Raw genomic sequence first — 21,408 nt, 5'->3', positions numbered from 1 at the left:
GAAAAATGACGGAAAACCTGCGTCCTACATTTGCCTGGCTACTTTGACTGCTTGTGCAAAGCAGCGGGAATCGCTAGCAATTTTAGGAAGTCCGGCAAGATTGCCGCCTGGGGAGACGTGATGATGAGAAACCGTGCCGGCTTGCTGGCCCTTGCAGTGCTTGTAGTCGCAATTCTGTTGATGGTCTTTTTCGTCATGCCCCGCATCGGCGGAGACGCCGCGAAAGTTGGTGACGCAATCAACCAGGCCGGCTCCGAAGTGAAGAAGACGGTCACCGAATCCGCGAAGACATCGCGCCCCGCAGCGCCGGACGATGCCGCGACGACCCAGACAGTCGGGCGCCTTGCTTCGGAGGCAGGCCAATCCATTTCGCAACTTAAGGCGCTCTTTGCCGACGGCAAGGGCCCGACCCAGGAAGTTTTCGAAGCGGCCAAGTCGAAGGCGACGACCTCGCTGCAGGCACTTGCAGACCTTGCGATCCCTGATGGCACGAACCCGGTCACGGCCGCCGCCGCCTCCAAAGCCAAGGATGGCGCAGCGAAGGCACTGACCATCATCAAGGCTCTGCCGGAAACCACTGCCGATGCGACAGCGGCGATTGCGATGGCTGAAGCGGCGCTGACAGGCTCCAGGGAAGCCGGCGCGCCCGCAAGCGAGCCGTCCGCGGTTGCCCCGGCAGACAGCGCCAGCAAGCTCCCGACATTCGATGTGCTACGCGTCGAACCGGACGGGTCCACGGTCATTGCCGGCTCGGCCGAGCCGAACAGCAAGCTTGAAATCATGGACGGCGATAAGGTCGTGACCACGACCGACGTCGGTCCGACCGGCGACTTTGCTGCCGTGCTCGAAAACCCGCTTGCCGCCGGTAATCACCAGCTCGTCCTGCGCGCCACCGGCAAGGATGGCAAGACCTCGACATCGGAAGAAGTCGCGACCGTATCCGTTCCCAAAGATGGCAAGAGCTCCGAACTGCTGGCTATGGTTTCCAAGTCCGGCACCGCAAGTCGCATCATCACGGCGCCCAAGCCGGACGCCCAGGTTGCCTCCAATGGCGGCATCGCTCCGTCTGATCAGCCTGCAGCCCAAGTCACGCCGGGCTCGACGGATGTGGCGAACGTGCCCGCAGCCTCTGGCACGCAGCCAGGCACAGCTACGGCTGCCGACGTTATGGTCAGCGCCGTCGAGATCGAAGGCGACAAGATCTTTGTCGCAGGCGCGGCGAAGCCTTCGGCAAACGTCGTCGCCTATGCGGATGACAAGCTGATCGGCAAGGCGAAAGCCGGTCCCGATGGCCATTTCGTGATCGATGGCGTGATGCCGCTTTCCGTCGGCGATCACAAGATTCGCGTCGACGTTCTCGACGACGCCGGCAAGGTCGCCGTGCGCGCCTCGGTGAATTTCAACCGTCCGGAAGGAAATCAGGTGACGGTTGCCGCGCAAGGGGCCAATCCCCAGACCGGAAACACGGCAGGGTTGGTGCCACTGGATGAAGGCGCGCTCGGAAAGCTGAAGAACGATGCCACCAAGGCCTTCTCTCTGCTCAGCGGGCTCTTCGCCGACGGCAAATTGCCGGGAGCAGAACAGCTCGCCGCAGCCCGCTCCGCCAACGAGTTCGCCCTGCGTGCCATCATGGAATTCCGCGCGGCAGCCGATGCGACAGCCGACTTCAAACAACAGGCTTCGACGGCGGCCCAGGCCGCCGCCGGCGCCCTGCAGACACTGCAGGCTCTGCCGAAGGATGCGGAATCGGTCGGCACGGCACTGGGCAAGCTCGGCGGCGACATCGCCCAGTTGACCGGCCCTGCGGGCGCGCCGGCCACGCCGGACGCACCTGCAACCAACCAGGTCGCAGGAGCCCAAGGCGGACCGACAACGATCGAGCAGGCTCCGCTCGCTCCAAGTAACGAGACGGTCATCATCCGCCGTGGCGACACGCTCTGGCAGATATCGCGGCGCATCTACGGCGCGGGCGTGCGCTATACGACAATCTACGTCGCCAACGAGGACAAGATCACAAACCCGGATCGGATCTTGCCGGGCCAGATCTTCGGCCTTCCCAAGGACGCCTTGCCAAACGCGGAAGAGCTTCACCGCAAGCGGCTTTCGGGCGAGCATCTCTAGGCAATCATATTCTGAATAGAGCGGCCGGACGCATATCATGCCCGGCCGCTCTTTTCCTGCAGTGTCCATTTGTTGTATTGCTCCCGCCAGCCCCTATCTGGCGGTGACGACGATCATGTCCGGCGAGGCCTTTTCGGTATTTCCGCCGCCCCCAATTTGTCGGCAACGCAGCGCCATCAGCGCCTTTCGGCGGGAGATTCGCATGGCAAACGACAAAACAGTCTCGGATTCCAATCTTCTGCGGACGCTGTTCAATCTCTGGCCCTATATGTGGCCGACCGGTCGCCCGGATCTCAAGATGCGCGTCGTCTGGGCCTCAGTTTACCTGCTCGTTTCCAAGTTCGTGCTGCTGCTCGTCCCCTATTTCTTCAAGTGGTCGACGGATGCGCTGAACGGGAGGATGGATCTGGCCGGCAAGGTGCCGGACCTGCTTGTTGGTGCAACGGCATTGGTCGTCGCCTACAATCTCACCCGCCTGCTCCAACTCGGTCTGAACCAGTTGCGCGACGCGCTCTTTGCCAGTGTCGGGCAGCATGCCGTGCGGCAGTTGGCCTACAAGACCTTCGTGCACATGCACGAACTGTCGCTGCGCTTCCACCTCGAACGAAAGACCGGTGGGCTTTCGCGTGTGATCGAGCGCGGCACGAAGGGGATCGAGACCATCGTGCGGTTCACGATCCTCAACTCCGTCCCGACGCTGATCGAGTTCCTGCTGACCGCCATCATCTTCTGGTGGGGCTACGGCTTCTCCTATCTCGCCGTCACCGCGTTCACGGTCTGGGCCTATATCTGGTTCACGATCCGCGCCAGCGACTGGCGCATCGCCATCCGCCGCACGATGAACGACAGCGATACCGACGCCAACACCAAGGCGATCGACTCCCTCCTCAACTTCGAGACCGTCAAGTACTTCGGCAACGAGGAGATGGAGGCCCGGCGCTTCGACAGGTCGATGGAACGCTACGAGAAGGCGGCCACCGATGTCTGGACCTCGCTCGGCTGGCTCAACTTCGGCCAAGGGGTGATCTTCGGGCTAGGCACGACGGTGATGTTGATCCTGTCGGCCCTTGCGGTCCAACGCGGCGAGCAGACGGTCGGCGACTTCGTCTTCGTCAACGCCATGCTGCTGCAGCTTTCCGTCCCGCTAAACTTCATCGGCTTCGTCTACCGTGAAATCCGCCAGGGCTTGACCGATATCGAGCAGATGTTCGATCTCCTCGAAGTCAGGGCTGAAGTGATGGATGCGCCCGATGCCGCACCTCTGAACATCAAGCAAGGCGCCATCTCGTTCAAGGACGTGCATTTTTCCTATGACCCTGCCCGTCCGATCCTCAAAGGCATTTCCTTCGAGGTGCCTGCCGGCAAGACCGTTGCCGTCGTCGGGCCGTCGGGCGCTGGAAAATCGACATTGTCGCGTCTGCTCTACCGTTTCTATGACATTCAGAGCGGCTCGGTCTCGGTCGACGGTCAGGATATCAGGACGGTGACCCAGAAAAGCTTGCGATCGGTAATCGGGATGGTTCCGCAAGACACCGTCCTTTTCAACGATACGGTCGCCTACAACATCCGCTATGGGCGCCCTTCCGCCAGCGAAGCCGAGGTAAAAACCGCGGCCGAGATCGCGCAGATCGCCCACTTTATCGATCTGCTGCCACAGGGCTTTGAGACTAAGGTCGGCGAGCGCGGCTTGAAGCTCTCGGGCGGCGAGAAACAACGCGTTGCGATCGCGCGGACGATCCTGAAGGCGCCACCGATTCTGATCCTCGACGAGGCGACGTCGGCCCTCGACACAACCACCGAGCGGGACATCCAGACCGCGCTCGATGTCGTATCCAAGAACCGCACGACGCTGGTCATTGCCCACCGCCTGTCCACCGTCATCGGCGCGCACGAGATCATCGTTCTGAAGAGCGGTGAGATTGCAGAGCGCGGCACCCATGCCGCGCTTCTCCAGAAGAATGGCCTTTATGCTTCGATGTGGAACCGCCAGCGCGAGGCAACGCAGGCCGAAGAGCATCTGAAGCAGGTGCGCGAGAGCGACGACATGGGCGTCGTGAACAGGCTTGCGCCCGCGAGCTAACCTGAATGGACGGCAATCGGGCTGCTTTGCTGTTCAGGAGCCCGTCATAGATGTGGGTCAAGGAGCCGCAGCATTGCCCCGGCGGCGGTTTCGCTGTAACCAGCGATGAGAAAAGAACGCCAAGCACGGCGCGATCTTTGAGATTCGCTTGTCGCGCTTTAGTTCTTTGTTTTCACGCATGTCTTTGGCCCGAAGCCGGTTCCCGCCTTCGGGAGACATGCTTTAGGAGCGCGGTATAAATGAGCTTGTTCAATACGGTACGCAACACGATCGTTCCGGTGCACAAGGAAGGGTATCCCTTCATCGCCGCCTTCTTCGTCGCCTCGCTGGTCCTCGGTTGGATCTTCAAGCCGCTGTTCTGGATCGGACTGATCCTGACGCTCTGGTGCGCTTATTTCTTCCGCGATCCCGAGAGAATGACGCCTCAGGACGACGATCTCGTCATCTCCCCGGCCGATGGCAAGGTGTCATCGGTCCAGATGGTCGTGCCGCCCGCCGAACTGAGCCTTGGCAGCGAGCCGCTGCTGCGTATCTCGGTGTTCATGAATGTCTTCAACTGCCACGTGAACCGCTCCCCGGTGCGCGGACGGATCGTCAGCGTCAACTACCGGTCGGGCAGCTTCGTGAATGCCGAACTCGATAAGGCAAGCGAGGACAACGAGCGCAACGGCCTTGTTATCGAAACAAAGCACGGCCAGATCGGCGTCGTTCAGATCGCCGGCCTTGTTGCACGACGTATCCTGTGCTGGGCAAACCCGAACGAGCCGCTGGATGCTGGCGAGCGCTTTGGCCTCATTCGTTTCGGCTCACGCCTTGACGTGTTTTTGCCGGCAAGCGCAGCGCCACGGGTGACACTCGGCCAGACGGCCATTGCCGGAGAAACCGTGCTGGCCGAATTCGGCGCGGCCAAGGGTCCGGTCGTCAGCCGCCGAAGCTAACAGTACTGGAGAGCGACATGGAAACGCCCTTCCCGCCCTTCGAGCCCAACGGCCCTCCTGATGATTCGGGCCGCGGACCGCGGCTTCGCGAGATTCCGCTTCGCCTCATCATACCCAACCTCATCACGATTCTGGCGATCTGTGCCGGCCTCACCGGCATTCGCCTCGCGTTCGAGAACCGGTACGAGCTGGCGGTCGGCATGGTGCTTCTGGCTGCATTCCTCGACGGGATCGACGGCCGTGTTGCCCGCCTGATGAAGGCGACGTCGAAGTTCGGCGCGCAAATGGATTCGCTGGCGGACATCGTGAATTTCGGCGTCGCGCCGGCACTCGTCGTCTACGTCTTTGCACTGGATCAGGCACGCTCGATCGGCTGGATCGCCGCCCTGATCTATTCGATTGCGGCGGGTCTTCGCCTAGCCCGCTTCAACGTCATGGCCGAGCGCGAGAACAAGGCAACGTGGCAGTCGGAGTATTTCGTCGGCGTGCCCGCGCCAGCCGGCGCGATGCTGGTGCTGCTGCCTGTCTATCTCGGCTTTCTCGGCCTGACGACGGATCGCACCTTCGCCTATCTCTCCTCGGCCTATACGGTTCTGATCGCGTTCCTCCTCATCAGCCGTCTTCCGGTCTGGTCCGGAAAGTCCGAAGGCAGCAGACTGCGGCGTGATCTGGTGCTGCCGGTGATGCTCGGCGTCGTTCTCTACGTTGCGCTGCTATCGAGTTTCACCTGGGAAGTCATGGTCGTGACCGCGGTTCTCTACCTCCTCACGTTGCCCTTCGGCGCCCGCAAATGGAAGCGCAAGTACGGCACGCTGACGATCGAGGAACCCGGCGTCGGCGAAGACGATATCGGCCGACACATCTGACATTTTACGACTCTTGTTGCGGAAGAATGCCTGACTCAAGCCTCGCGAATTATGCATTAGATACATAATTCCTGATATGCGGCGCCTCTATTTTGTCGCTATTACAGGCAAAAGAGCAATAAATATAAGAGTCTAGGGACAGCACGTAAGGAGAGTATTGTGACCCCGAAGAAGACAAGCGTCGAACAGCCGGCCAAGTCCGACCTCAGCGCTAACTACCGCCCGCTCGGCCTGAAGGCCGTCCTTGCGGCGGCCCTGATGCTCAAGAGCAAGCCGACTCTGATCAAGAAGCCTGCCTAAGAACCTGCCAAAAAGCCGACGACCAGGCTGATCGCCAGCAGTCCCATGACAACGCCGATGATGATATCGAGAACCCGCCAGGCGGCGGGTTTTGCGAAGACTGGCTGCAGCAGGCGAGCGCCGTAACCCAATCCAAAGAACCAGACGAATGATGCGGTCGCCGCGCCGAGGCCGTAGGCCAAGCGGTCCGGGCCGCTATAGGCTGCGGAGCAGAACAACCGTGTCCAGATAGACATGCGGGTTCAAGAAGGTGAAGGCCAGGCAGGTCGCCACGGCGGCTTTCAGGCCCAGCGCTTGTGGAGAACCCGCCTGCATGGCGCCCGGATGGAGGGCCCGGCGAAATGCCATCACGGCATATGTGCCGAGGAAGATCGCGCCCCCAGCGTCACGACCGAGATGAGCGTCGGCGACTGGGCGACGAGCGTTCCAAGCCCGGCAACGCCGGCGGTAATCAGCACGGCATCCGATAGAGCGCAGATCAGGCACAGGATAAAGACGTGCGACCGCAGCAAGCCCTGACGCAGAATGAACGCGTTCTGTGCACCGATTGCGATGATGAGCGAGGCGCCGAGAAAGAAGCCTGCAAGCGCGGCCGAGAAGGAGATCATGCGATTTTCCGGAAATGATGCAGTGGGAGTAGCGGACTAGAAGAAGCTCAGCTGGCCATCGTCCGGCTTTTTCTTTTCAGGCGACGGCGGCTTTTCGACGGCCACTCTTTCCTGCAGATCGGCCCCCATGTTGGTCACCTTGTTGACCTTGTCGGAAACTGGGATTGCCTCGAAGAAATCCTCTTCCACCGGTTTCATCAGATCGGCCACGTCGCGCGGCTCCTGTGTCTTGCAATCCAGCCAGCGCGAAAAGTTCTCCGGCTTGATGACGACGGGCATGCGGTCGTGGATCGGTGCGATGCCAGCGTTTGCCGCGGTCGTCAGGATCGCGCCGGTATCGACCTCCGAACCATCGGCGGAGGACCACGTTTCCATCAGGCCCGCGAACGCGACAACACCGCCGCCGCGCGGCTTGATCCAATAGGCCTGGGACCTCTCGCCGCTCTCCTTGCTGGGGCGATGCCATTCATAGAATCCGGAAGCGGGCACGAGCACGCGCCGATGGCGCATGGCGGCGCGAAACGATGCCTTGCCAATCGCCGTTTCGGCGCGGGCATTGATCAGGAGCGGAAATTGCTTCGGATCCTTTACCCAGCCGGGCGTAAAGCCCCAGCGTACGAGCACCGCGCGCCGCTCGGGAAGGTTGCTGCCTTTCTCCCTTGTTTCATCGCAGACGACGACCAGAATGGGCTGGGTCGGGGCAACGTTGAAACGCGCGGGAAAATCCTCGAGATCCATGATCCCCAAGATTTCCTTGAGTTCTTCGGGGGAAATCGTCAGCGCATAACGTCCACACATGGGGATGTCTTTGCACTCAGACCCGCTATGGTCAAGGCTCACTCAGCCACGCGGGGCGACCAGTATGATTGGAGTGCCCACCGCGGCCAAAGAGCGCGCCGCCGATGTCCCGAGGCGACGATGTAGATGCGCCATAGGCGGCAAATGTGCGGCCGGCGGCCTCGCTCGGCACAAGCCTGAGAAGCCAGGCGAACAGCGCCAGAGACACCATGCCTGGCGCGAGCCACCATTCAGGCTTTGCCATCTTTCAGCCATGCCCAGAATAAAAAAGCAACCGGCAATCTCGAAAACAGCTGCAGCGACATAGATGATATAAGTCACGGCTCCTTCGAATCGCCGAACTCAATATCCGGCGCAACGTCGGTTGCGCCAAGCACAGCCACCACCAATCGACGCGGATCCGTCTATGACTTGCACTCCGAAGGCGGCATCCTCCGCCATCCTGCAGCGCGGCGACCGGTTCCTCCTCGTGCTCCGGCGCAATCCGCCGTCGGCCGACATGTATGCCTTTCCGGGAGGACGGGCCGAACCCGGCGAGACGCCCGCGGAAACCGCGCTGCGGGAATTCGAGGAGGAGACCGGCATAAAGGCCCGCGGCCCTCGGCTCGTCGCAACATACGATCTGAAGACACATTCCGCCGACGGCACTGTCGTGAGCCATTTCTTCCTTTCGGTGTTTCAAGTCGAGGCGGACGACGAGACTGTCGCCATCGCCGCCGACGACGCAGCCGACCTCGGCTGGTTCAGCGTCGAAGAGATCCGCCGACTGCCCGCCCCTCAAAGCGTGCTTGAATGCGCCGAACGCCTGGCGTCCGGCAGTGAATAAGCAAGTGGAAATTCCTGCATGCGCCTTGTTCCCGTCACTGTCAGCGTATCAACTATGAGCATGATTCCCGTTCGATGCGCGCTCCTGTCTCTTGCATTGTGCGCAAGCGCCGCCCTACCCGACCCCGCATGGGCACAGGGCCCGACGCCAACACTGCCGGAGGAGAATGCGCCAAAAGCGGTCATCGTGCCCTATGACGACAAGCTCTCGCGGCTTGCCGAAGTGCTGGGCTCAGTTCACTACCTGAGGACTCTGTGCAAAGCGGAAAACAGCGGCGAATGGCGAGGGCGCATGCAGCAATTGCTTGATTCAGAAGCCAAAGACGAACCACAGCGTAAGGAACAGTTGACCGCGGCCTTCAATCGCGGCTACCGCGCCTTCGCGTCGGTTTATACGGATTGCACGTCGGCAGCCATCGTGGCAGAAGAGCGATACCGTGCCGAAGGTGCAACACTTGCCACAGAAATTACGTCACGGTTCGGAAATTAACGGTTAATTAACCTCTTTTCACACCCGGCCGTGTCGTTTTGGGAAAAGGCTGATAAGGTTGTTAACTAGGCAGTAAGGCATGCAGTTTGAGGAAATGACAATGGAACCAAGCCTCAATGACATCGACGACATGATCGTTCATGAGAAGACTCAGGCGGCCTTGGAGTACCATAACGAAGCCTGGGCCGACGGCATGGCAGACGGAATCGAACCCGAGATCATCGCCGATACAGCAATCATCCATGCGCTACGTGAAACCATTCGCCTCCATGGCGAAAACAGTGCCGAAGCGCTGCTGGATTCTTTGCGCGAGCGTATGCTTGCCGGCGAGTTTTCTCCGAACCGCACCTTGCAATAACGATCACAGAGAGCTTCATGCATACCGCTAGGGACAATGCTTCGCGGCCCGCGATCGCGCCGCTTTTGCTTGCAATCGGCCTTAGCGCCAGCAGCTTTTTGACCGGGACCTCGGCCCTGGCACTTTCCGAGCTGCAGAAGACCCCGGGCCAAGCTGAACAAAGCGCTCCGGGGCAAGGCAGCGAAAAGCCTGCAGCATCGCCAACCGCGCCCGGTGTTCCGATGCCCGACCCGCTGGTCAACTCGCAGGCCGGCCAGGGCAACGACAAGACACCCGGCGCCCAGGACAGCACGAAGCCTGTCGAAGTCATCTACGATATCAGCAAGGTCCCCGAGCCCGTTCGCAAGATGCGCGAGCAGATCGTCGAAGCTGCCGCTTCGGGCGATCTCGAGCGGCTGCGGCCTCTGCTCGGCACAGGCTCCGGCCAGACCCAGGTAACAGTCGGCGAGCCGACCGACGATCCAATCAGCGCTCTCAAGGACCTTTCGGGCGATCCGGAGGGCGATGAGATCCTGGCGATCATGCTCGACATCATTTCCACCGGGTTCGTTCATGTTGGCCAAGGCACGCCTGACGAGATGTACGTCTGGCCCTACTTCGCGGAGAAGGATCTCAAGGCGCTGACACCCCCCGAGCGGGTCGAATTGCTACGCATCGTTACAGCAGGTGACCTGTCCGACATGCAGGAATTCGGCGGCTATAATTTCTATCGGCTGGGCATCACCCCCGACGGCAAGTGGAAGTACTTCACCGCCGGCGACTGAGGCTTGCGAACCCTTAAACGAAGACATACTTCTGAGCGATAACGAACGCGACAGGTGCCGCCATGCCAGCCGTATTTCTGAAGAACCGCTCGCTCATCCGGGTCAGCGGCTCAGAGGCTCAATCCTTCCTGCAGAACCTGATCACCACAGACATCGCCGCACTTTCGGCCGACGAAGCGCGGCCAGGCGCGCTCTTGACCCCTCAGGGCAAAATCCTCTTCGACTTCATGATCTGGCGGGACGGCGACCGGTTCGTCATCGAGACGGATCATCATCAGCGGGATGCCCTGCTCAAGCGCCTGACGATGTATAAGCTCCGGGCTGCCATCGACCTGTCGCCTGCCGGCGAAGGCATGACGGTTTCCTGGGAAAATACAAACAATGGGCTTGCTGACAGCCGTTTTACCAAGGCCGGCATCACTCTTGTCCGGCAACCGGGTCAGCACGGCACCGACGATCTCGAGGCTTACGATGCGTTGCGCATTGCAAACGGCATCGCCGTGTCCGGACAGGATTATGCCCTGCAGGATGCCTTCCCGCACGATGTCCTGATGGATTTCAACGGCAGCCTCTCCTTCAAGAAGGGCTGCTATGTCGGCCAGGAGGTCGTCTCACGCATGCAGCATCGTGGAACAGCGCGCCGCCGCGTCGTTACGGTGAAGGCCGAGGTGGCACTCCCGTCATCGGGGACGGAGATAACGGCCGCGGGCAAGCCGGTCGGCGCACTCGGCTCGGTCGTGGGAAAAGGCGGGCTTGCGATCGTTCGCATCGACCGTGCCGGTGAAGCCATGGCATCACACACGCCGCTGCTGGCAGGCGACACATCCGTTACCCTGGAATTGCCTGCCTGGACGGGGCTGACATTCCCGTCGACGGCGGACGAGGCAAGCGCGTGACCGCAAAGGCGCCGCGCGCGTGGCAACGCATGCTTTCAGGCCGCCGGCTCGATCTCCTCGACCCCTCTCCCGTCGACGTCGAGGTGAGCGATATCGCACATGGACTTGCGCGCGTCGCCCGCTGGAACGGACAGACCTCGGGGGATCACGCCTTTTCCGTCGCCCAGCATTGCCTTGTCGTTGAGGACATTTTCCGCCGCCTCAACGAAGCGACCGCCGAACAATGCCTGATGGCGCTGCTGCACGATGCGCCGGAATATGTGATCGGCGACATGATTTCACCATTCAAGTCGGTCGTCGGCGGCGGATACAAGGCCGTCGAAAAGCGGCTGGAGGCTGCTATCCATCTTCGCTTCGGCCTGCCACCTCACCCAACACGCGAGCTCAAGGACAGGATAAAGAACGCCGACACCATCGCCGCTTATTTCGAGGCGACGCAGCTTGCCGGCTTTACCTCGGCGGAGGCGCAGAAGTTCTTCGGCCAGCCACGTGGGATCAGCAAAGACATGCTGCTAATGACCCCGCTGCCTGCTGTCGAGGCGCAACGCCTCTTTTGCGCGCGCTTCGAGGCAATCGAGGCCATTCGAGGCGGCAAAGCATGACCAGGATCGTTGTTGCGCCCCTTTCCCGGATCGCCGAGATGGCGGTCAGGCATGGCGCGCGCGAGATGATCAGCCTGATGGCGAAGGAGCAAGCCTTTCACCGGCCTGCCGTGATCCAGGCGCACCGGCACCTTCTCCTGAATATGAATGACATCGCCTTCAGGGGAACCGGCAACCTTGTCGCGCCTGATGAAACCCATGTGCAGGAGATCATCGATTTTACGCGCGATTGGGATCGGGGCGCGCCTCTTCTCATCCACTGCTGGATGGGCGTGTCACGGTCGCCCGCCGCCGCCTTGATTGCGGCTCTTTCCGTGTCGCCGGAGCAAGAGGACATGGGGCTCGTCCGCCGGCTGCGCGCTGCCTCCCCCTATGCGACACCCAATGCGCGCCTCGTTCAAATCGGTGACGACATGCTCGGCCGCAGGGGACGGCTGGTCGATGCGGTTCGCGTTATCGGCAGAGGCGCCGATGCGGACGGAAACGCGCCGTTTACGCTGAACGTGGAAGAGCCGACCGCCGGAACGTTTTCAGTCGATACCGGTTAACCTCCAGAGGAGGTTGATCGATGTCGCTGCAGAACTATCGCGATACGTTTGTGAGCTGTTTGGCGACACTCAAGAGCCTGACAAGCGCGTCCGACGAATATGCGCGGTTTCGGTGGCAAGCGATCTATCTCACGCGTGACCGATTTTCCTATTTCTTCCGGGGAGATCTGGATGGTGTCAAAACCAGCTTCTTCGGCCAGCAGATGGACGTGACCACCGGCGCCACCAGCTCGGTTCCGACGCGCTCGATCACGCTTTATGGGGCAACATTCGGCCTGAACGAGGCTATCACCGTCTATGATGGGCCGCAGAAGTCTGTCATCGACGTCGCGCAAGCCTTCAGCGAAGAAGGCGCTGAATACCAGGCTGAGTTCTTCTATGTCAGGATGAACCTGCTGTACTCGGGAGAAGACGGCCGCATCGGCTTCGGCATCGATCCCCTGCTGCGCGAAAACACCAATATCATATTTGTCGGGCTGGAGGACCACGCCACCGCCGATCTGCTCGAAGCGAGCAGTGCCGGGCAATGGGTCGCGACGGATAAGCCCATGGCATCAAGCGAGTGGTACGCCGAGCGATACTACTATCGCTGACGTTGCAGCGACGCTACTTGATGACGCCGCACGCCAGGCGCTTGCCTGCATCCCCTGCAGGTTGGCTGCGATAATCATCGGAATTGGCGTGAACGATCAGCGCTCGACCGCGGATGCCATCGGTCTTGCCGTCGAGGGTGACCATGCTGTCAAAGATTTGCGCCCGCAGAACGCCATCCTGGTCAACATACTGATTAGGCATATCACCGGCGTGGGGTCCCTTTGCAGACAACAGACCATGTTCAGCATTGGTCGGATTGAAGTGTTTTCCAGCCGACTCGTGATGCACGGCCGCGTCGCAATTGCCGGTCTCGTGGACATGGAATGCGACCCATTTGTTCGCAGGCAATCCAGCGACTTCGACCTCGATCAGTACACCGCCGTTCGCTGCAGCCGTCAGAGTGGCTCGACCGCTTGCCTTTCCGTCACCGCCGACGAAGTCCGCGGTGGCCGTTTGCTTGTCCTGAGCCAACGTGGCCGAAGAGACCGCAATGAACGCCAGAGCGGCAATCGAGAGGACTGTTTTCATTGGAGCTTCCTTCTCTTGCATCGCTGCTTTCAACGTGCGAGGCGTGAACCTGTTCCTGAAATGGCAGCAAAGAAAAGACGGCCCCTGGGCCGTAATGCAGTTCACTTAGGTTTGCTTACGGCTCTTATCGGGTATCTGGCACGCAGTTTTTTGACGACACGGGGGCATGATCGCCCCCGTTTTTCTGTCAGCAGCAAGTCTGCCAATCTGTTTCTCAATCTGGTGAGGTGGGGGGGGATTTTGCCGGGTGCTTCAATCGCCATCCATCCCCATTCGTGACGCAAGTAATGCAGGGCTGTGATAAAGCTTAGTCGGGTTGGCTCGACTTGGGCTTCGGTCGCGACCTCTGCCATTTCGAGCCGCACCACATTGTAGGCCACCAACGCGCCCCACACCTCCTGATATACAGTCTCCGGCGTGCCGCTTCGCAGGGTCAGTTCACTACCCATAAACTCCTGCTTGAGTTCGCGATAACTTGGCTCCATTCGCCCTCTCTCTTCAAACTGATGGACCATTTCGCTTGCCAGATAAACTTTGTCTGTCCATCAGCGATGTCAACAATATGCTCTTTTTGCCATGGCTGGTGGTCGTCTCGATGGCCCTGACCTCCCAGAAGGCCGGCAAGTCCAGTTCTGCCTGCCGCGCCTGGGGCGAGACCTTCATGCGCACCCGATAATCGGTGGGGTGCGGATCCAGTCGTTCCCATGTGCTGTTGGCTTTGGCCGGAATCAGCCAGTGACGCTCATGTCCCTTCGTCTGCAATTGCAAGAGAAGGCTGGCACTGAAGAAGCCCTTGTCGAAGACCGTCAGCGAATGGTCCGGAACCCGGTCGAGCAGGCTTTTGGCATAGAGCATCTCGTTTGTGCCATAGGCTCCGAACACCGCATCACGCACCAGATGCGTCGCCAGCGCCGTCAGCGTCAGCAGCCGCAATTGCGGATAGCTTGCGACAACGCCAGACGCGTAGGCCTGCGCTCCAAAATGCGCCCGGTTCTCCGGGCTGTCGGACGTCCGCAGCGTGCTGCCGTCCACGGCATAACGACAAAGACCCCGCCAGGCACGCCCGGATTGGTGGCGTTCATCCCAGCATGATGCACTCATTGCAAACAACTGCGCCAACGGTGCCTGACCCAAGCGCTGCCGTGCCTGTGTCAACGCGCTCTTGGCAATATCCGCGTTGACCTCATCGGGCAAAACCAGATCAAGATGGGCCACCACCTCCGGGATCGACTGATGACGATAAAGGGCCAACGCAATCACCAGCCAGACGACCTGCTCGGCTGGCAGCTTGCGCTTGCGGATGCTCGCCTTGCCTGTCGTGGCGAGAGCCTGAGCGATCCAGTCCGGGTCGATCGCCTGCGAAAGAGCCGATAATTCGGCCGAATGTCCAAGGGTGCGTGACATCACAAACAAAAACAGGATGGGAAAACGAATCCCCATCCTGAACCATCAAACTTGCCCGCAGCTCACTAAGTGAACTGCATTAGCCCCTGGGCCGGCCTTGCGAATTTGGCGCACGGCGCGATCAGGCGACGGGATCGAGATCGTACTGACCGTAGGTGCTCTTATACAGATCGTTAGAAGCGTTATGCTGCTGATAGAAGTTGACGCTTCCGCTCTCGCGCGTGCCCATCATGAATGTAAGCACGCCATCAGACAGCTTGGGCGCAAATTCCTGGATCGTATCTTCTTCGCCCAACTGCTTTAAAACGCCCGGCCTATCGTCAGCCGCCCGCTCGCCCCTGCTCAGCAGGCCGTCGCCATTTGTGTCCAGCCGCGACAGCGTCGCGAGATACGCGTAAGACGTATCACCAGCCGATGAAACTTGGCTCATACAAACCTCCATTCACCGCCGTTTCGGTGATGTTTGTACGCAATACGAAATGGGGAAAATCAAAGACTAATCGGTCGTTAAACTGATTTGCGCACTGCGTCAATAAGCTGTTAACATGCCATTAACCATGATTGACAAAGTGTGATCTCGGCGCATCAGCGACGTGTGGTCCGGGCCCAGATCGCCTGCATTTGCGCGCATTTCGGCTGAAGCAGCCAAATATCCTCCCAGCGATATATTCGTTTGCGTCGCAATAGAATTTTAATGCGACCAACGGATTATCTTTGCCGCGGCGGCACCTGCCGGTTGAGTTTAAGATTGTATTGACGATAGTTTTTTCGATTGTTTCAGAAAGTCCTTTCATGTTTGACGCGCCGCGTCGCAATTGCAGGTTAGCAGGCGGTTCACTGGGCTCCGCATATCTTCCTTTCTCTCCCGACGTGGAGATTGCCGCAAATGGACGCTGAAGCCCTTTTTCGGCAACAGTGCACAACCGCTATCAATGAGGACGGGTCTGCCAACGCCGAGCGTCTGATGGCTCTTGTCGTCGAGACATATCGGCTGCAGGCAGGAAAGAAGCGCGCTGCCGAGGATCGTTCTCGGCTGCTCGTCAAGGAAAACGGCGAGCTGAAGGGCAACCTCGTCGCCTCAAAGGAAGATCTTGCGGAGCAGAAGCGCCTCTTCGGGAACGTTCTCGACAACCTGCCTCAGGGCCTGAGTGTCTTCGACTCACAGCAGCGGTTGATGGTCTGCAACATCCGCTTCCGGCAACTCTTCGGGTTCAGCAGCGAGGAGGCCTCTCCCAGCGCTTCGTTGGGATCGCTGATCGCAAAGATCCGCGGCAACGAGCGCGGTGAGAAAAAGGTTTCCCGTTTGCGTGACGCCGCCTCGGAGGGCGGACACATCCGTCACCGCGAATGGGTGATGGAAGACGGCCGCACGATCCAGAGCGTTATCACCGTCCTGCCCGATGGGAGCAATATTTCCATCCACGCCGACATCACCGAAGACCGAAAAGCGGCCGAGCGTATTGCCTATCTCGCTCATCACGATCCGCTGACAGGCCTGCCGAACCGCATCCGCCTCAGGGAGAGCATCGACGCCGCGCTGGCCGGCCGCAAGCCGGACGAACACATCGCCCTCGTGCACCTCAATCTTGATCGCTTCAAATCGATCAACAACACGCTCGGCGTCTCGGCCGGGGACAAGATCCTGCGGCAGGTGGCCGAGCGCATCCGCATGTCGGCCGGCGCTGGCAATGTGCTGGCACGCCTTGGCTCGGACGAATTTGCGGTTCTCCAATCCGGGCGGCAGCAGCCTTGGAATGTCACGGCTCTTGTCGACCAGATCCGGCGGGAACTTTCCGAGCCGTTCTTTCGCGGCGACAAAGCCGTCGAGCTCAGCGTGTCGATGGGTATCGCCATCAGTCCGCAAGACGGAACGGAGACGGATGTCCTGCTGAAACATGCCGGCGTCGCGCTGTCGCACGCCAAGAGCAGCGGCGGCAACGGCGAGCGTTTCTTCACCGCCGAGATGGAAGCTGAAATCGAAGCGCGGCATGCGCTCGAAGCGGATTTGCGCAAAGCGGTGGAACGCGAGGAGTTCGAGCTTCATTATCAACCGCTCTATGATCTCGGCCAGCAGCGGATCTGCGGTTTCGAGGCGCTCGTGCGATGGAACCACCCGACGCGTGGTCGGGTGCCGCCGCTGGAATTCATCCCTCTTGCGGAAGAGGTCGGGCTCGTGGTCGACATCGGGCGCTGGGTGCTGCGCCGCGCCTGCCGCGATGCGGTGCACTGGCCGAAAGATATCAAGGTCGCAGTCAACGTTTCAGCCATTCAATTCACGAACAGCGATCTGCCGGCCGATGTCGCCGCAGCACTGGCGGAAGCACGGCTTGCGGCCTGCCGTTTGGAAATCGAGATCACCGAAAGTGTGCTGATGGAAAACCTCGATGAGGCCCTGCCCATCCTGCACGTGCTCAAACAAAGCGGCATTCGCATCGCCATGGACGATTTCGGCACCGGCTACTCATCGCTGAGCTATCTCCGGCGGTTCCCGTTCGACAAGATCAAGATCGACAAGTCGTTCGTCAACGGTATCGTCGAAGACAGGGAAGCCTTTGCGATCATGCGCGCCATCATCCTTCTCGGCGATGCGCTCGGCATGCGCGTAACTGTGGAAGGTGTGGAAACGGCCGAGCAGTTGGCGCTGCTGCAGCGTGAAGCCTGCGATGAGATCCAGGGCTATCACATCAGTCCGCCGCGGCCTGTCGTCGACGTGCCCGACCTGTTGTCGCAGCCACCGGAACACACCAGCACCAGGGCGAGCTGACACGCACTTCGTTGCGACTCGTGGTTCCTGCGTTTATGGAAGGACACCCCCTTCTAATGCGGTGATCCCATGTTCCAGGCGAAGGCCTTTGCTCCATTTGAAAATCTTGCGATCGAGCTCGTGCCGCATTCGTCTGAAGGCGACGACGGCTCGCATGACCTTGCGCATGTCTTGCGTGTCTTCAAGAACGCGATGCGAATCCAGGCTCTGGAGGGTGGCGATGCAAGGATCCTTGCGGCTGCCGTCCTTCTGCATGACTGCGTCGCCGTGGAAAAGAACTCCCCCATACGATCGAGGGCCTCTGCACTGGCGGCAGAAAAGGCATCGGCTATTCTCGCCGAGCTTGGCTGGGACGGCAATGATATCGCATCAGTCGCGCACGCGATCGTCGCGCACAGCTTCTCCGCCAACGTCGCGCCGGAGACCCTGGAAGCCAAGATACTGCAGGATGCCGACCGGCTGGACGCGATAGGCATGGTCGGCGCCGGGCGTTGCTTCTATATCGGTGGGCGGATGTCGTCAGCGCTCTACGACCCGTTCGATCCGGCTGGCAGCTATCGAGAGCTTGACGACAAACGATATGTCATCGACCACTTCCAGACCAAGCTGTTCAAACTGGCGGATGGCTTTCAGACGAAAGCAGGGCGGGCGCTTGCGGCCGCACGCGACGAACGGCTGCGAGACTTCCTCGCGGCATTCATGGACGAAATCTAGGAGCACTTGATGCGTATCACCGATCTTTTCATCTATCCGCTCAAGAGTGCTCGAGGTATGCCCTGCCGTCCTCCGAGATCGATGCATTCGGGCTGCCGGGCGACCGGCGTGCGATGATCACCGATCGGGACGGACACTTTATCACACAGCGCGAATTGCCCGAGCTTGCGCGCATTGCCGTGCAGGCCGGGCCGTCTCAGCTCCATCTCACCATGGGTGGTGACAAGCAGATGATTGCGCAGATCCCGATTGCCGCAAGGCGAATGGACGTTTCGATCTGGAAGTCCATCGTCGATGCTGCGGTTGCCGATGACGTGGCGAATAACCAACTTTCCGCTTGGCTGGGGCGAGACGTAAGACTGGTGTTTTTCGATGGGGATGCCAGGCGCTCCGCCAGCGCAGAATGGGCCGGCGAAGGCACACCGGTTACATTTACCGATGGCTACCAGATCCTGGTGACGACGACCGCCTCCCTACGGGCACTGAATGCCGACCTCGAAAGGCACGGCGAAGATGGTGTCGGCATGGAGCGGTTCCGGCCCAACATCGTCCTCGATACCGATGAAGCTTGGCAGGAAGATCGTTGGGCAGCGATCGAAATCGGAGGCATTCGTTTCGATCTTGTCAAACCCTGCGCGCGCTGCATCATGACGACGCAGGACCAATCGACCGGATCGCGCGACGTTCCCAACCCGATGCCAGCCATGGGCCGCATTCGGATGTCGGCGGACCGGCGCGTACCCGGCCCGCTCTTTGGCTGGAATGTCACGCCTCGTGGAGTCGGCCGGATAACGGTCGGCGACCCGGTCAAAGTCATCGAAGAGAGGCCCGCGGGCTGGGCTTTCAAGATCCGGAACCGCGACTAAATTAGGCCCGAACCTTGGCAAGCGTCTCGTCTATTTCCGTCATGACCGCTGGCGATAGCGGTCCTTTGGCCAGCGCGCCGGCGTTTTCTTCAACCTGGGCGACGGTGCGGAAGCCCGGGATCGGCAAGGTTCGAGGCGAGCGCGCCCAGAGCCACGCCAGAGCCCCTTGCGTGAGAGTTCGACCGTCGGACCTCAACAGCTCGCGAATCGCCTCCAGTCGGGCCGCGAACTCAGGCGCGATGCGCCCCTCCTTGAAATAGACCATCCAATCGAGGCTCGCGCCGCGAACATCCTTGTCGCCGACCTTCGTGTCGGCGCGGAATTTTCCGCTGAGCAACCCCATCGCGAGCGGCCCGCGGTTAATCGAGATCAGTCCATGCCGTTCGATCACCGAGATCATATCCGGCACCGGCTCGAAGACGTTCATCGTGTGCTGGATGGAAACGAAACCACGACGCTCGGCATGTCGTGCAGCACGATCCGGAAAGTCGGTGCTCCAGCCGAAGGCGTCGATCTTGCCCTCGCTGCGCAGTTTCTCCAGCGTTTCGAAGACCGCGTCTGACTGCTCCAGCGGAAAATCGTTCAGATGAAACTGGAGCAGATCGAGGCGATCCCGCTTCAACCGACGGAGCGATGTTTCGGCCGAGCGACGAATGAAGACTGGATCGGCGAAGGCCCCGGTCGCCTGCTTTGTCTTGGGGTCGGTGGCAAAACCGAACTTGGTCGCGATGACAATGTCACTGCGGTTGCCGATCGCGTGCCCGAGGATTTCCTCTGAATGTCCCGCCCCATAGTTTGAAGCTGTATCAAAGAAACGGATACCGAGCTCGATTGCGCGATGAATGGCGGCGACGGACACGTCGTCATCGACCTCACCCCAGCCGAGCGGCGTATCGCCGGCATAGAACGGCCCGCCGATCGCCCAGCAGCCCATACCCAATCTGGGTATTTCGTAATTGTTCCAGAGGTTTATCGTGGTCGTCACATTGGGCTTGGTCAGCATCGTCTACTCCTCCGATCGCTGGGCTGCATGCGATCGAAATAGGCAGGCGCGTGAGGCGCGTAAAGCACCTGCTCTGCATGATATTTTTCACCAATGAAAAACGGTCGATCAGGCCGGCAGTTCGTCCTGCGTGGCGGCTGCCTTCAGTGCTTTCAGCGCCGCCTGAACGAAGCCCTCGCGTGCAGCCGCCGCCTGCACTCCGCGCGGCTCATAGACATGGCGATGGAGAAAGAATGCCGTTAAGCGGAACGCAGCGTTGAGGCTGTCGATATCGGCTGCGCGGTTTTCCTCGCTGCTCAGGAATGACGGCAGGAGCAGCATCTTGTCCGCCCATGGAGCCCCCGCAGTCCGGCTGACCGCCCTGCCCGACTTCGGCGACACATAGGCAAGGTCGGAACGCGCGCCCGTAGCGGCACATTCGGTCAGATCGAGGCCGAAACCAAGGTCGTTCAGAACTGCGAGCTCGAACCGGACAAAAAGCTCACCAGCATCGGCCGGATTGTGGAGATTGTCGAGGATGACCTCAAGCGCTTCGAAGAGATGCGGGTGCGGATCTCGTTCCGGCAAAAACCGCAGCAGCGCGCCCATGGCCTGTACACCATAGACGGCAGTCGCCGTTTCCATCAGGCGCGCGGCCCGCAACGTCAGCGGCTCGATGCGAAACTCTCCAAGGTGCTCATCAAGGCGCGCGCGCCATGTGACCTCGACCTCATTGCCGGGCTGAAGGACAGGTTGCATTGCCCGCGACCGGCCGGCACGGACCATACCCAGATGGCGCCCGCGCTCACGCGTCATCACCTCGGCGATAACGCTCGTCTCGCCGTGGCGCTTGACGCCCAAGATGATTGCCCGGTCGTGCCACTGCATCGGAAGCGAACCTTTAACCTTCGATTCGATCCTACCGCAACACCGGTGCTCTGTCATGAAAAGGCATTAGACGCTGGCTGGGAAGAGCTTCTGAAGGAAGTCGCGCATCGCCGATTCGCCAAACGGTTTGACGAGCAGGGGCACATTCTGGAGATCTTCGGGAAAATCCTTCGTGTCCGAATAGCCGCTCACAAACCCAAACGGGATGTTGATGTTGGCCAAATGACGGGCGAAATCGAAGCTCATGACTTCGCCGAGGTTGACGTCCAGCAACGCGAAATCGAAGGTTTCGGTCTTGGTCGCCTCCATTGCCTGGTCGAGGCTGCTGACAATACCAATCGTTTCCACGCCTACCTGGCGAAGGATATCCTCGGCTTCCATCGCGATGATCAAACTGTCCTCAAGGACCAGAACACGGTTTGCCTTCATACCCAATACGCCCCTCGCTGAGTGTCATCGAAGACGCTCGGCATT

The 21,408-nt window shown here is 60.2% G+C and carries 24 protein-coding genes and 2 pseudogenes; 16 read left to right on the top strand and 10 right to left on the bottom strand.

What is annotated here, in order from left to right:
* The first annotated feature begins 120 nt into the window (after positions 1–120).
* The 5 genes from LPU83_RS45055 to LPU83_RS73015 all read left to right on the top strand — a co-directional run bounded on the left by LPU83_RS45055 (position 121) and on the right by LPU83_RS73015 (position 6,305).
* Entirely contained in the window at positions 121–2,121 is a 2,001-nt protein-coding gene (locus LPU83_RS45055) for a LysM peptidoglycan-binding domain-containing protein (RefSeq protein WP_024316442.1), read from the top strand.
* Between the two features lie 202 nt (positions 2,122–2,323).
* Entirely contained in the window at positions 2,324–4,201 is a 1,878-nt protein-coding gene (locus LPU83_RS45050; RefSeq protein ID WP_024316441.1) for an ABCB family ABC transporter ATP-binding protein/permease, read from the top strand.
* 239 nt (positions 4,202–4,440) lie between these two features.
* Positions 4,441–5,139, top strand: a complete 699-nt coding sequence (locus tag LPU83_RS45045; RefSeq protein ID WP_024316440.1) for a phosphatidylserine decarboxylase — start codon at positions 4,441–4,443, stop codon at positions 5,137–5,139.
* Positions 5,140–5,156: 17 nt separating this feature from the next.
* A complete protein-coding gene (gene pssA, locus LPU83_RS45040; protein ID WP_024316439.1) occupies positions 5,157–6,005 on the top strand; it encodes a CDP-diacylglycerol--serine O-phosphatidyltransferase in 849 nt (282 codons plus the stop codon).
* Between the two features lie 159 nt (positions 6,006–6,164).
* Positions 6,165–6,305, top strand: a complete 141-nt coding sequence (locus tag LPU83_RS73015) for a hypothetical protein (RefSeq protein ID WP_167371545.1) — start codon at positions 6,165–6,167, stop codon at positions 6,303–6,305.
* Here LPU83_RS73015 and LPU83_RS45035 read toward each other — a convergent pair.
* From LPU83_RS45035 to LPU83_RS45025, 3 genes and pseudogenes are all read right to left on the bottom strand, one after another.
* Positions 6,302–6,913, bottom strand: a pseudogene (locus LPU83_RS45035) (LysE/ArgO family amino acid transporter). The gene LPU83_RS73015 and the pseudogene LPU83_RS45035 overlap by 4 nt on opposite strands.
* A gap of 36 nt (positions 6,914–6,949) precedes the next feature.
* Complete coding sequence (locus LPU83_RS45030) at positions 6,950–7,711, bottom strand: SOS response-associated peptidase (protein ID WP_024316438.1); 762 nt, start codon at positions 7,709–7,711, stop codon at positions 6,950–6,952.
* A 42-nt stretch (positions 7,712–7,753) separates the two neighbouring features.
* Positions 7,754–8,032, bottom strand: a pseudogene (locus LPU83_RS45025) (YnfA family protein).
* An 85-nt stretch (positions 8,033–8,117) separates the two neighbouring features.
* On the opposite strand from LPU83_RS45025, the gene LPU83_RS45020 reads away from it, so the two are divergent.
* From LPU83_RS45020 to LPU83_RS44985, 8 genes are all read left to right on the top strand, one after another.
* A complete protein-coding gene (locus LPU83_RS45020) occupies positions 8,118–8,537 on the top strand; it encodes an NUDIX hydrolase (protein ID WP_037069202.1) in 420 nt (139 codons plus the stop codon).
* An 18-nt stretch (positions 8,538–8,555) separates the two neighbouring features.
* Entirely contained in the window at positions 8,556–9,026 is a 471-nt protein-coding gene (locus LPU83_RS45015; RefSeq protein ID WP_037069200.1) for a TIGR02301 family protein, read from the top strand.
* A gap of 100 nt (positions 9,027–9,126) precedes the next feature.
* Positions 9,127–9,384: a hypothetical protein gene (locus tag LPU83_RS45010; protein ID WP_018857413.1), complete on the top strand. Its 258-nt coding sequence runs from the start codon at positions 9,127–9,129 to the stop codon at positions 9,382–9,384.
* A 17-nt stretch (positions 9,385–9,401) separates the two neighbouring features.
* A complete protein-coding gene (locus LPU83_RS45005; protein WP_024316435.1) occupies positions 9,402–10,148 on the top strand; it encodes a hypothetical protein in 747 nt (248 codons plus the stop codon).
* 62 nt (positions 10,149–10,210) lie between these two features.
* Positions 10,211–11,044, top strand: a complete 834-nt coding sequence (gene ygfZ, locus LPU83_RS45000; RefSeq protein ID WP_024316434.1) for a CAF17-like 4Fe-4S cluster assembly/insertion protein YgfZ — start codon at positions 10,211–10,213, stop codon at positions 11,042–11,044.
* 29 nt (positions 11,045–11,073) lie between these two features.
* Positions 11,074–11,646, top strand: coding sequence for a YfbR-like 5'-deoxynucleotidase (locus LPU83_RS44995; protein WP_176703593.1), 573 nt, complete (start codon positions 11,074–11,076; stop codon positions 11,644–11,646).
* Positions 11,643–12,194, top strand: coding sequence for a tyrosine phosphatase family protein (locus tag LPU83_RS44990; protein WP_024316432.1), 552 nt, complete (start codon positions 11,643–11,645; stop codon positions 12,192–12,194). The genes LPU83_RS44995 and LPU83_RS44990 overlap by 4 nt, the downstream gene beginning before the upstream one ends.
* 20 nt (positions 12,195–12,214) lie before the next feature.
* A complete protein-coding gene (locus tag LPU83_RS44985; RefSeq protein ID WP_024316431.1) occupies positions 12,215–12,787 on the top strand; it encodes a hypothetical protein in 573 nt (190 codons plus the stop codon).
* 13 nt (positions 12,788–12,800) lie between these two features.
* Here LPU83_RS44985 and LPU83_RS44980 read toward each other — a convergent pair whose 3' ends face one another.
* The 4 genes from LPU83_RS44980 to LPU83_RS44970 form a co-directional block, all read right to left on the bottom strand.
* Positions 12,801–13,316 carry a superoxide dismutase family protein gene (locus tag LPU83_RS44980; RefSeq protein ID WP_024316430.1) on the bottom strand — a complete coding sequence of 172 codons (516 nt, stop codon included), beginning with the start codon at positions 13,314–13,316 and terminating at the stop codon, positions 12,801–12,803.
* A 101-nt stretch (positions 13,317–13,417) separates the two neighbouring features.
* Positions 13,418–13,801: a hypothetical protein gene (locus tag LPU83_RS73425; RefSeq protein ID WP_197901950.1), complete on the bottom strand. Its 384-nt coding sequence runs from the start codon at positions 13,799–13,801 to the stop codon at positions 13,418–13,420.
* A gap of 13 nt (positions 13,802–13,814) precedes the next feature.
* On the bottom strand, positions 13,815–14,756 hold the full coding sequence (locus tag LPU83_RS44975; RefSeq protein ID WP_197901949.1) for an IS4 family transposase: 942 nt from the start codon (positions 14,754–14,756) through the stop codon (positions 13,815–13,817).
* Between the two features lie 85 nt (positions 14,757–14,841).
* Positions 14,842–15,150, bottom strand: coding sequence for a hypothetical protein (locus LPU83_RS44970; RefSeq protein ID WP_024313683.1), 309 nt, complete (start codon positions 15,148–15,150; stop codon positions 14,842–14,844).
* Between the two features lie 456 nt (positions 15,151–15,606).
* On the opposite strand from LPU83_RS44970, the gene LPU83_RS44965 reads away from it, so the two are divergent.
* The 3 genes from LPU83_RS44965 to LPU83_RS44955 all read left to right on the top strand — a co-directional run bounded on the left by LPU83_RS44965 (position 15,607) and on the right by LPU83_RS44955 (position 19,064).
* Complete coding sequence (locus LPU83_RS44965; protein ID WP_024313684.1) at positions 15,607–17,484, top strand: putative bifunctional diguanylate cyclase/phosphodiesterase; 1,878 nt, start codon at positions 15,607–15,609, stop codon at positions 17,482–17,484.
* A 69-nt stretch (positions 17,485–17,553) separates the two neighbouring features.
* Positions 17,554–18,198: an HD domain-containing protein gene (locus tag LPU83_RS44960; RefSeq protein WP_024313685.1), complete on the top strand. Its 645-nt coding sequence runs from the start codon at positions 17,554–17,556 to the stop codon at positions 18,196–18,198.
* Positions 18,199–18,311: 113 nt separating this feature from the next.
* Positions 18,312–19,064, top strand: coding sequence for an MOSC domain-containing protein (locus tag LPU83_RS44955; RefSeq protein WP_374046209.1), 753 nt, complete (start codon positions 18,312–18,314; stop codon positions 19,062–19,064).
* Position 19,065: 1 nt separating this feature from the next.
* Here the strand turns inward: LPU83_RS44955 and LPU83_RS44950 are convergent, their stop codons facing one another.
* From LPU83_RS44950 to LPU83_RS44940, 3 genes are all read right to left on the bottom strand, one after another.
* The gene (locus LPU83_RS44950; RefSeq protein ID WP_024313686.1) at positions 19,066–20,067 is read right to left on the bottom strand and encodes an aldo/keto reductase; all 1,002 of its coding nucleotides are present in this window, start codon (positions 20,065–20,067) and stop codon (positions 19,066–19,068) included.
* Between the two features lie 108 nt (positions 20,068–20,175).
* Positions 20,176–20,934, bottom strand: coding sequence for a DNA repair protein RecO (recO, locus tag LPU83_RS44945; RefSeq protein ID WP_024313687.1), 759 nt, complete (start codon positions 20,932–20,934; stop codon positions 20,176–20,178).
* A 66-nt stretch (positions 20,935–21,000) separates the two neighbouring features.
* Positions 21,001–21,363: a response regulator gene (locus LPU83_RS44940; protein ID WP_024313688.1), complete on the bottom strand. Its 363-nt coding sequence runs from the start codon at positions 21,361–21,363 to the stop codon at positions 21,001–21,003.
* Between the last annotated feature and the right edge of the window lie 45 nt (positions 21,364–21,408).

Source organism: Rhizobium favelukesii, from assembly GCF_000577275.2.
GTDB classification, from domain to species: domain Bacteria; phylum Pseudomonadota; class Alphaproteobacteria; order Rhizobiales; family Rhizobiaceae; genus Rhizobium; species Rhizobium favelukesii.
Note: the sequence above shows the minus strand (reverse complement) of the source record. Positions and strands in the feature narration are given on the sequence as shown.

Coding starts and splice junctions, on each gene's coding strand:
- LPU83_RS45055 (WP_024316442.1), top strand. CDS start 121: ATGATGAGAAACCGTGCCGGCTTGCTGGCCCTTGCAGTGCTTGTAGTC.
- LPU83_RS45050 (WP_024316441.1), top strand. CDS start 2,324: ATGGCAAACGACAAAACAGTCTCGGATTCCAATCTTCTGCGGACGCTG.
- LPU83_RS45045 (WP_024316440.1), top strand. CDS start 4,441: ATGAGCTTGTTCAATACGGTACGCAACACGATCGTTCCGGTGCACAAG.
- pssA (WP_024316439.1), top strand. CDS start 5,157: ATGGAAACGCCCTTCCCGCCCTTCGAGCCCAACGGCCCTCCTGATGAT.
- LPU83_RS45030 (WP_024316438.1), bottom strand. CDS start 7,711: ATGTGTGGACGTTATGCGCTGACGATTTCCCCCGAAGAACTCAAGGAA.
- LPU83_RS45020 (WP_037069202.1), top strand. CDS start 8,118: ATGACTTGCACTCCGAAGGCGGCATCCTCCGCCATCCTGCAGCGCGGC.
- LPU83_RS45015 (WP_037069200.1), top strand. CDS start 8,556: ATGCGCCTTGTTCCCGTCACTGTCAGCGTATCAACTATGAGCATGATT.
- LPU83_RS45010 (WP_018857413.1), top strand. CDS start 9,127: ATGGAACCAAGCCTCAATGACATCGACGACATGATCGTTCATGAGAAG.
- LPU83_RS45005 (WP_024316435.1), top strand. CDS start 9,402: ATGCATACCGCTAGGGACAATGCTTCGCGGCCCGCGATCGCGCCGCTT.
- ygfZ (WP_024316434.1), top strand. CDS start 10,211: ATGCCAGCCGTATTTCTGAAGAACCGCTCGCTCATCCGGGTCAGCGGC.
- LPU83_RS44995 (WP_176703593.1), top strand. CDS start 11,074: ATGCTTTCAGGCCGCCGGCTCGATCTCCTCGACCCCTCTCCCGTCGAC.
- LPU83_RS44990 (WP_024316432.1), top strand. CDS start 11,643: ATGACCAGGATCGTTGTTGCGCCCCTTTCCCGGATCGCCGAGATGGCG.
- LPU83_RS44985 (WP_024316431.1), top strand. CDS start 12,215: ATGTCGCTGCAGAACTATCGCGATACGTTTGTGAGCTGTTTGGCGACA.
- LPU83_RS44980 (WP_024316430.1), bottom strand. CDS start 13,316: ATGAAAACAGTCCTCTCGATTGCCGCTCTGGCGTTCATTGCGGTCTCT.
- LPU83_RS73425 (WP_197901950.1), bottom strand. CDS start 13,801: ATGGAGCCAAGTTATCGCGAACTCAAGCAGGAGTTTATGGGTAGTGAA.
- LPU83_RS44975 (WP_197901949.1), bottom strand. CDS start 14,756: ATGGGGATTCGTTTTCCCATCCTGTTTTTGTTTGTGATGTCACGCACC.
- LPU83_RS44970 (WP_024313683.1), bottom strand. CDS start 15,150: ATGAGCCAAGTTTCATCGGCTGGTGATACGTCTTACGCGTATCTCGCG.
- LPU83_RS44965 (WP_024313684.1), top strand. CDS start 15,607: ATGGACGCTGAAGCCCTTTTTCGGCAACAGTGCACAACCGCTATCAAT.
- LPU83_RS44960 (WP_024313685.1), top strand. CDS start 17,554: ATGTTCCAGGCGAAGGCCTTTGCTCCATTTGAAAATCTTGCGATCGAG.
- LPU83_RS44955 (WP_374046209.1), top strand. CDS start 18,312: ATGATCACCGATCGGGACGGACACTTTATCACACAGCGCGAATTGCCC.
- LPU83_RS44950 (WP_024313686.1), bottom strand. CDS start 20,067: ATGCTGACCAAGCCCAATGTGACGACCACGATAAACCTCTGGAACAAT.
- recO (WP_024313687.1), bottom strand. CDS start 20,934: ATGCAGTGGCACGACCGGGCAATCATCTTGGGCGTCAAGCGCCACGGC.
- LPU83_RS44940 (WP_024313688.1), bottom strand. CDS start 21,363: ATGAAGGCAAACCGTGTTCTGGTCCTTGAGGACAGTTTGATCATCGCG.